The 8,760-nt window shown below is 63.6% G+C and carries 1 protein-coding gene; it reads left to right on the top strand.

Translation table 11 applies throughout. The features are described from left to right. Window positions 1-8,760 (top strand): SDR family NAD(P)-dependent oxidoreductase (locus tag RUU78_RS13255; RefSeq protein ID WP_313917340.1); only part of this gene is annotated, 8,760 nt, incomplete at both ends.

The following is an 8,760-nucleotide window of genomic DNA, read 5'->3' as shown; positions in this document are numbered from 1 at the left end:
CGCCACCGAAGACTACCGGGCCAGGATGGCACTGCAGGGCGTCGGCTCGATCGAGCCTGCAGAAGGCATGCTGGCGCTTGAGGGACTGCTGAGAAGCCGCGCCGTACAATTGGCCTACGTGGCCATCGCGAAGCCGGGTGCCGTGTCCGTGGTGAATAGCGTGACCGAGCGCATCACGCGCGCGCGTAGCGAACTCGCGGCGCTCGACGACGAGGCGCTGGCGGACGCGACACGTGCGCTTGATCCGCCGCCTTGTGACAGCGATGAAGCAGAACGCCACATGCTTCATGTCGCATGCGGCATTGTCGTTTCGCAGTTGCTCGTGCTCGGTGTGCTCACCGGCGAGCGGACGCCGAAATCGGTGTCCGCCGACAGAGTCTTGTGCTCGGGCGGCTACGCCCGCTGGCTCGACGAAAGCCTGCGTCTGCTGACGGTCCACGGTCATCTTGCCGAGCACCAGGAAAGCTATGTCGTCAATGATCCTGTGTGGATGGATGCTGCGGCAACTTGGTCATCATGGGATGAACGTCAATCCGAGTGGCTGAGCACGCCTGGTCTGGAGGCGCGGGTTCGCGTTCTCGACGCTACGCTTCGTTCGCTGGCCGACGTCATCGCCGGCCGGCGGCTCGCCACTGAAGTGATATTCCCCGATGCGTCGGTCGAGCTGGTGGAAGGTCTCTATAGCGGCCACGCAAGTGCCGACTACTTCAACCGTCTTGTGGCCGAGGCCGTTGTCGGGCTTCTGCGCAGGCAGTCCGAATGCGTGCGCGACGCTTCGTTCCGGCTCCTTGAGCTCGGCGCAGGAACGGGCGCGACCAGCGAAGTGATCTTCGACCATATCGAGCAAGCCCGGCTGACGATCGCCGAGTATGCATATACCGATGTTTCCCCCGCGCTCATCGACCGCGCCCGGCACCGCTACGCAGGCCGCGCGGCTTATGTGAACTACCGTGTGGTGGACATCGAGGAAGACCTCGGTCTGCAGCAAATCGAGGTCGGCGCCTACGACGTGCTGATCGCAACCAATGTGCTTCACGCTACGCGAAACATCCGTCGCACGTTGCGCAATGCCAAGGCGGCGCTGAAGGCAAATGGCGTGCTTGTGCTGAACGAAATCACGTCTCACAGCCTGTTCGCGCACCTGTCGTTCGGCCTGCTACAGGGTTGGTGGCGTTACGAAGATGAAGCCTTGCGCATCGCAGGTTCGCCAATGCTCGCAGCGCAATCGTGGCTGCGGATTCTCACAGAAGAAGGATTTTCGCCGATCGTGATGCCAGGCGGCGAAAACGCGGCGCTGGGACAGCAGGTCATCATCGCGGTGAGCGACGGACTAATCCGACAGCGTCTGTACGGCCGGCGCGCAGGGACCGCGGCCGAGGCTACGCGTAGCGACAATGCACCGGGACGATTGTCCGTGCCGATCAAATCCGAGCCGACGCTGCACGCCGCGAGCGACGAACGCGAACCCGCAACCGTCGCGAACGAGCTGGTTGTCAAAGTCCACAATGGCGTGCGCGGCGCGATCGCGAAGTACCTGCACCTGACCCCCGCCGATATTGATCCGGACGCGGGGTTCAAGGAACTCGGCTTTGACTCGATCAGCTTCGTCAAATTGTGCAGCGCACTGAATGAACGCTTTGGCCTTGCGCTGAGCCCCACCACGTTCTTCGAATTTCCGACCGTCGCGAAATTCATTGACTACCTTGTTCGCGAACACACTCCGACGTTGTCCCGGCGGCTGATGCCCGACGCGACACCAGTGGCCGCCGGAGAGTCCGCCGTAGCACCGAAGTCGACGGCTTATGCGGCCGGCAACAGGATTCTTCGGCAACGCACGGTGATCGCCACGCCGGATGCCGCCAGCGCAGACGGCCGCGCCCACGAGCCGATCGCTATCATCGGCGTCAGTTGTGCCTTCCCCGGCGCCGCTGATCTCGACGAATTCTGGAACGTTCTTGTTTTCGAAAAAAACTGCATCACTGAGATTCCGCCGTCTCGCTGGGACTGGAGAGCGCTGTGGGGCGACCCCTTGGTCGAGCCGAACCGGACGAACGTCAGGTGGGGCGGTTTCGTCGACGGCGTGGACGAGTTTGATTCGCTGTTCTTCGGCATATCACCGCGCGAAGCAGAATTGATGGACCCGCAGCAGAGGCTCCTGCTGACACATGCATGGAATGCGATAGAGGACGCGGGCTATTCGCCCCGTAGCCTGCGCGGCATGCGCGCAGGCGTGTTCGTCGGCACCGATGACACCGGATACGGAAGGCTGCTTGCGGAGACGGGCGTGGCAATCGAGTCGCACAGCGCGACCGGCGCGGTGTCATCCATTGGACCGGCACGCCTGAGCTTTCTGTTCGACTGGCACGGTCCGAGCGAACCGGTGGAAACCGCGTGCTCGAGTTCTCTCGTGGCGATCCAGCGAGCCGTGGAAGCACTGCGCCGCGGCGATGCAGAGCTTGCGCTTGCCGGCGGCGTCAATACGATCGTCAGTCCCTGGGCGCATATCAGTTTCAGCAAGGCCGGCATGCTGGCGGGCGACGGCCGCTGCAAGGCGTTCTCCAGCGAGGCCGACGGCTACGTGCGCGCCGAAGGGGTCGGAGTCCTGCTCCTGAAAAAGCTGACGGCGGCCGAACGCGATGGCGATCACGTCTACGCGCTGATCAAAGGGTGCGGAATCAATCATGGCGGAAGGTCAGGTTCGCTGACCGCGCCTAACCCGCGGGCGCAGGCCGACGTCGTGAAGACCGCACTGCTGGATGCGGGAGTCAGGCCCGGCGAAATTACCTATATCGAGGCACATGGCACCGGAACGGCACTTGGTGATCCGATCGAGATCCATGCCCTCAAGACCGCTTTCAAGGAGTTGAGCGAAGGATCGGCTGCCCTTGGGCAGACTGCCTGCGGAATTGGCACGGTCAAGACGAATATCGGCCATGCCGAGCTGGCGGCTGGCGTCGCGGGGGTGATCAAGGTCGTGCTGCAGATCAGGCACAGAATGCTGGTGAGAAGCCTGCATTTCGACGCGATCAATCCACATATCCAGCTCGACGGCAGTCCGTTCTACATCGTTGACGAGCGTAGACCGTGGCTCGCCGGAATGGATGGATCTGGCAACGAACTGCCTCGCACGGCAGGCGTCAGCTCGTTCGGCTTCGGCGGCGTGAACGCGCATGTGATCGTGCAGGAATACCGTGGTTCTGTGCAGCATCGTCGCCAGGGGCTCGTCGGCGCGTCCACATCTGCCATGATCCTGCTGTCAGCCAGGAGTGTGAGCGCACTCAATGCGCGGTCACGGCAGCTGCTGCGGCATATCGATGTGCAGAGTTACACGGACCAGGATCTCGATGCGATCGCCTACACGCTTCAGGTTGGACGCGAAGCCATGGAGTGCAGGCTTGCGTTCGTCTGCGGATCGGTGGACGAGATGCGCCGCATGCTGGCGCGAACGCTGGAAGCGGATTCGATCACGGATGGCGAGATCTTGCGCGGTGAGGCGGACAAGAACCGGCAGGTGACCGCCGTCCTGAGTCACGACGACACGACCCAGGCACTCATGGAGGGTTGGCTCCGCGTCGGCCGCAGCGCCGATGTGCTGAAGCTCTGGGTAAACGGCGTGTCGGTGGATTGGCAGCGTCTGTACGAGACCGGCGCGGTTTTCGCCAGCAGGCAACGGCGCCGCCTCTCGCTACCCGGGTATCCGTTCGATCGCGTGCGGCATTGGCCGAAAGTGGCGCAAATCCAGCGCAGTGAGAGTTCCCACGGACTCTCGGGAGCGATGAAGTTCGACGGCAGCATGTTCGTACCGGCGGACCATCGGGTAAACGGCTTTGAGGTTCTTCCGGCCGTTGCCCAGCTGGAAATCGTGCGCGCATCCGCTGCGCAGAATCTCAATTCAGGCCCGGCGCAATTGCGCATGCAGCATGTTTCCTGGCTGCGGCCGGTGATAGGTGACGCGTGCCGTGCGCTTCGGATCGAGCTGGCCGGAGAGCTGCGCGACGGAGCCACGTTCCGTATCGTCAGCGAGTGCGCTGGCGCAGGCCCTGTACTGCATTCCCAAGGGCGCGTACAACGCGTCGCGGTAGCCGCGCCGCACGCTTTGGATCTGCGCGAATTGCGCGCGCGGATGCACGCCGGTGTGGTCAATGCCACGCAGTGCTACGACGCACTACGGCTGACAGGTGTGCAGCACGGCCCCGCGTATCGAGCCATCGTGGAAGTTCACCGCGGGGTGGACGAGGTGCTGGCACAGTTGCGCCGGCCGCTGGATGCCGCACAACACGCTGCGGAGGCGGCGTTTGATGCCGCGGTGCTGGACAGTGCACTACAGGCCGGGGTTGCGTTGACAGCGGGCGACGCTGCCGTGGTCGGCGCTGACGTGTCACCGGGACCGATGCTCCCGTTCGCGCTCGACGAATTTATGATGCACGCCGCCTGTCCGAGCGAGGCATGGGCATGGGTGCGTTACTCGACGCCCCCGGCTCCCGGCGACAGGATCACGATGTTGGATGTTGATATCTGCGATGGCGATGGCGCGGTCTGTGTGACATTCAGGCGTCTGTCGTTCGTTGCTGGTGAAGCGAGCGCCATTCCGTCCGCGTGGACGGAATCACCCGTAGAGCTTGGCGCAACCGTAGATGGAAAGGCCGGAGCGCCTCATTCGTTTGCTTGCACGCTTTCGAGCACGCAGTTCTTCGTCGAGGATCACGGAAACGTTCTCCCGGCAGTCGTGTCTCTGGAAATGGCCAGAGCGGCGGGTGCGGCGAGTAAAGGCGCCGAGGTCGTCGGTATGACGCAGATCCTGTGGGCTGAGCCCATTACGGTGTCGGCGGGTTCCCGGACGATGGACATTCAACTGTCCGGCGAGGTGAACGAACCTGTCTTTGAGATCGCCGCCGGCTCGCCTGGGCCGGGTGGGTCCGCGAGGCGTGTGCATGTGCGCGGCAAGCTGCTCGTTGGCAGTTCGACGAGAAGACCGACAATTGCGACCGTGAACCTCGATGAGGTGCGGTCCCGATGCGCATTCCGGATCAACGGCGACGCGTGTGGTGGGCGCCAGCTTGTGGAGGCGCATGGAATGCGTATGCGCGCGATCGAGTACCTGTTGCACAGCGAGACCGAAGCGCTGGCCCGGTTGCAATTGCCGGAGGACACAGAATCCTGCGCGGACTATATGCTGCATCCGAGCATGGCGCACGGCGCCATCATGGCGGCTGTCAGTCTCGGCGTCGCGCTTGATCGCAAGCAGAGTGCATTGCGTGTTCCCGTCACTCTGGACGCGTTGTGGATCTACGATGCGTTGCCGCCGGTTTGCCATGCGCATGTCCGCAGTCGCGACACCGAATCCGGTCCACTGCGTGTCTACGACGTCGATGTCCTCGACGACCACGGACGTTGCCTGATGGCATTTCGAGGACTGTCGTTGGCGTCGGCAGCAACGGGACCGGACGGAGGGTTGGTCCTGGCGACGCCTTTCCGGTCGCATGAACCGTTGCGCGATGAACGCGATGAACCGGTTCCTGGTCCGTCGGTTTTCGTTCTGGGTGAAGACGACCCGGCACTATGCGCTGCATTGGCCCTTTGCGTGGGGGACGATCGGATTGTCCAGCTGCCCGCGCTGCACGCGCATTCGGGTCAGGCCGCTGAAGAGGCGGCGCTCCTGCTGATCCAGGCGCTGCGGCAGTTGATGGGAGAACCGGCAAGGAACCGGCGCGGCCTGTGCGTACTGGTCGGCGATGACCAGCCTCTGCCGGTTCATGCCCCACTCGCCGGCATCCTCAGCAGCGCGCAGAAGGAATGGCCAGAGCTTGCCTGCAGGATCATTCGATTCGGGGTCGAAGAGCGGGCCGATCCGGCACGGCTGCTGGAATTGGCCCGTGCGGAGCTTCGCTCCGCACGTGGCAATGTGGAAGTCCGCTATTCCCAGGGCCGGCGCGAGGTCACCCGCTGGCGTGAGATGCAACCGGTCGATGGCATCCGCAAGCCGGGCTTCGGCTTGACCGGCGGCGTCGTGCTGATCACCGGTGGACTTGGCGCGCTGGCGCTGATCGTCGCGCGCAGCTTCAAGGGGGCGGCCAGCATCAAGCTCGTGCTGACGGGCCGCTCAGATCCCGTCGGTCACAAACGCGACGCGCTGGATGCATTGCGCCACGAGGGGCTGGACGTTTCTTACCTCCAGTGCGACGTGGCCGACGAATCACGGCTGGCTTGCGTAGTGGATCAAGTGCAGGCGATGCACGGTGGCCTTGTTGCGCTATTCCATTGTGCTGGCGTGATCCACGATGCCTACCTCGTGCAAGCGCAGCGCGATGACGTGCTGAAGGTGATGGCGCCGAAGATTCGTGGAACCGTCGCCCTTGATGAAGCGACGCAGAGACTTCCACTGCAATTGTTCGTGCTGTTCTCGTCCTTGTCCGCCGTAGCGGGAAATGCCGGCCAGGCCGCGTACGCCGGCGCCAATGCGTTCATGGATGCGTTCGCGCATGACCGCAACGAGCGCACCGAGCGTGGAGAGCGGCATGGCCTGACGGTGTCGATCAATTGGCCGTTGTGGAAAGACGGTGGCATGCCGGTCAGTGCCGCAGCGGCTGGCGCAATGCTGCAACAGGGCGGACTGAGGGCAATGGCTGCGGAATTGGGTCTGGCCGCGCTGGCTGCTGCGATTGAGTGCCGCAATGCCCAGGTTCTCGTCGCCTTTGGCGATGTCGAGACGATCCGCCGTCGCATTCTTCGGCCAGACGGCCACGTCAATACGCCTGAGCGCCGCGACGAGCAGAGCGCGAGTCGGTCAGCGACGGCCGGACCGCATGCGTTTTTCAAGAACGCAGACGACGTGGGCGATTTTGTCGAACGCGTGGTTGCAGCGCTTACGGAATCGCTGGCCCGGCTGTTGAAGATGGATGCGCACGCGTTGAACCCAGACGTGGAGTTGTCCAGGTACGGATTGGATTCGATCGCGATACTCGAATTCACGCGCATGCTGAGTCGCGAGCTGGCGCTTGAATTGAGCCCGACGGTGTTCTTCGAAAATCCGAACGTGGCCAGCCTAGGCCGTCACCTGGTGAAACATCACGCAGCGTCGTTGCGTCAGACGTTGGGCGTGGGCGCCAGATCCAGGTCGGGTCCAGCGCATTCATCGCGACTCGAGGTCGTGCCGCAGCGCTCGCGTGCGCCGATGCGCCTAGGCGCCGCCGTAGCGGCGGATCGTGATGCCGGCACGTGTGCGGAGCATGCCGCGGGGGAACCGATCGCGGTCATCGGCATGAGCGGCCGGTTTCCGGGATCTTCAAACGTAGGTGAGTTGTGGGAGCACGTCGAGGCGATGAATGATCTCGTCGGCCCTGCGCCGCTCGACCGATGGGAGGTGTGGGCACGCACCTTGGATGGCGGCGCCGGCTCCACCGCTTACCAGAGCCACGTGAGGGCCGGCGGATACATGACCGGCGTGGAATACTTCGATCCGTTGTTCTTCGGCATATCGCCACGCGAGGCCGAGATGATGGATCCGGCGCAGCGACTGTTCATCGAGTCGGCCTGGGCCTGCATCGAGGATGCGGGCTACAGGGCGAGCGCCATCGCAGGATCGCGCACCAGCGTATACGTTGGGGTGTCGACCTCCGGGTACGCCGAGCTGTGTCAGCTTCTGCGCGCGCAACGGAGCGCCGAGAGCGAGCTGTCATTCCCGTTCATGATTGCGAACCGGGTCTCCTATCTTCTCGACGTGCGAGGCCCTAGCGAAGCAATCGACACGGCATGTTCGAGCTCACTGGTCGCCATTCATCGTGCCGTTCGCAGTCTGCGTTCGGGCGAGTGTGATCTGGCCCTGGCTGGCGGCGTCAATGTCATCGCCAGCCCCGGCGTGACGATCAGTCTGAGCCTGGCAGGCATGCTCAGCGCAGACGGGCGATGCAAGACCTTCGACGAAGCCGCCGATGGTTATGGGCGTGGCGAAGGAGTCGCGGCCGTGCTTCTCAAGCCGTTGTCGAAGGCGCGTGCCGACGGGGATCACATCTACGGACTCATCCTTGGCAGTGCCGAAAATCACGGCGGCAAGGCGACATCTCCCACTGCGCCGAATGCATTGGCGCAGAAGGACGTAATTGTCGCTGCGCACACCGACGCACGCGTGGATGTACGTACTGTCGGCTACATCGAGGCGCACGGCACGGGGACACTGTTGGGCGACCCCGTCGAGCTGGGTGCGCTGGGAGCGGCGTTCTCCGAGCTGGGTACGAACCGCAGCGGCACGCGCGATCCGGGGCCGCGCTGTGCGATCGGATCGATAAAGACGAATGTCGCTCACCTTGAATCGGCATCGGGGATCGCGGGGCTCATCAAGGTGCTGATGATGATGAAGCAGCGCACGATTCCTGGGAACGTCCATCTCAGGCGGGCGAACCGGTTTCTGAAGCTGGACGATGCGTCGTTCTATCTTGCAGCCGGGACACACGCCTGGGAGGAACAGCTGGATGACAGGGGCCAGCCGATCCCGTTGCGCGCGGGAGTGAGCAGCTTCGGTGTGGGCGGCTCGAATGCCCACATTGTTCTGGAAGCGTATCGCCACGACGCCGATGCGGAGCTGGCCGTTGCTTCGGTCGATCGTCCGGCGCTAATCGTAGTCTCAGCGCGAACCGCGGAGCAGCTGCGCCAACAAATACGCCAGCTGCTGGCGGGTACGCGCGGCATGTCGGATTCGTCACTGGCAGCGATGGCCTACACACTGCAGACAGGCCGCGAGGCGATGGATCACCGGCTGGGCGTTCA

This window comes from Tahibacter sp., from assembly GCF_032229445.1.
Lineage (GTDB): Bacteria > Pseudomonadota > Gammaproteobacteria > Xanthomonadales > Rhodanobacteraceae > Tahibacter.
Note: the sequence above shows the minus strand (reverse complement) of the source record. Positions and strands in the feature narration are given on the sequence as shown.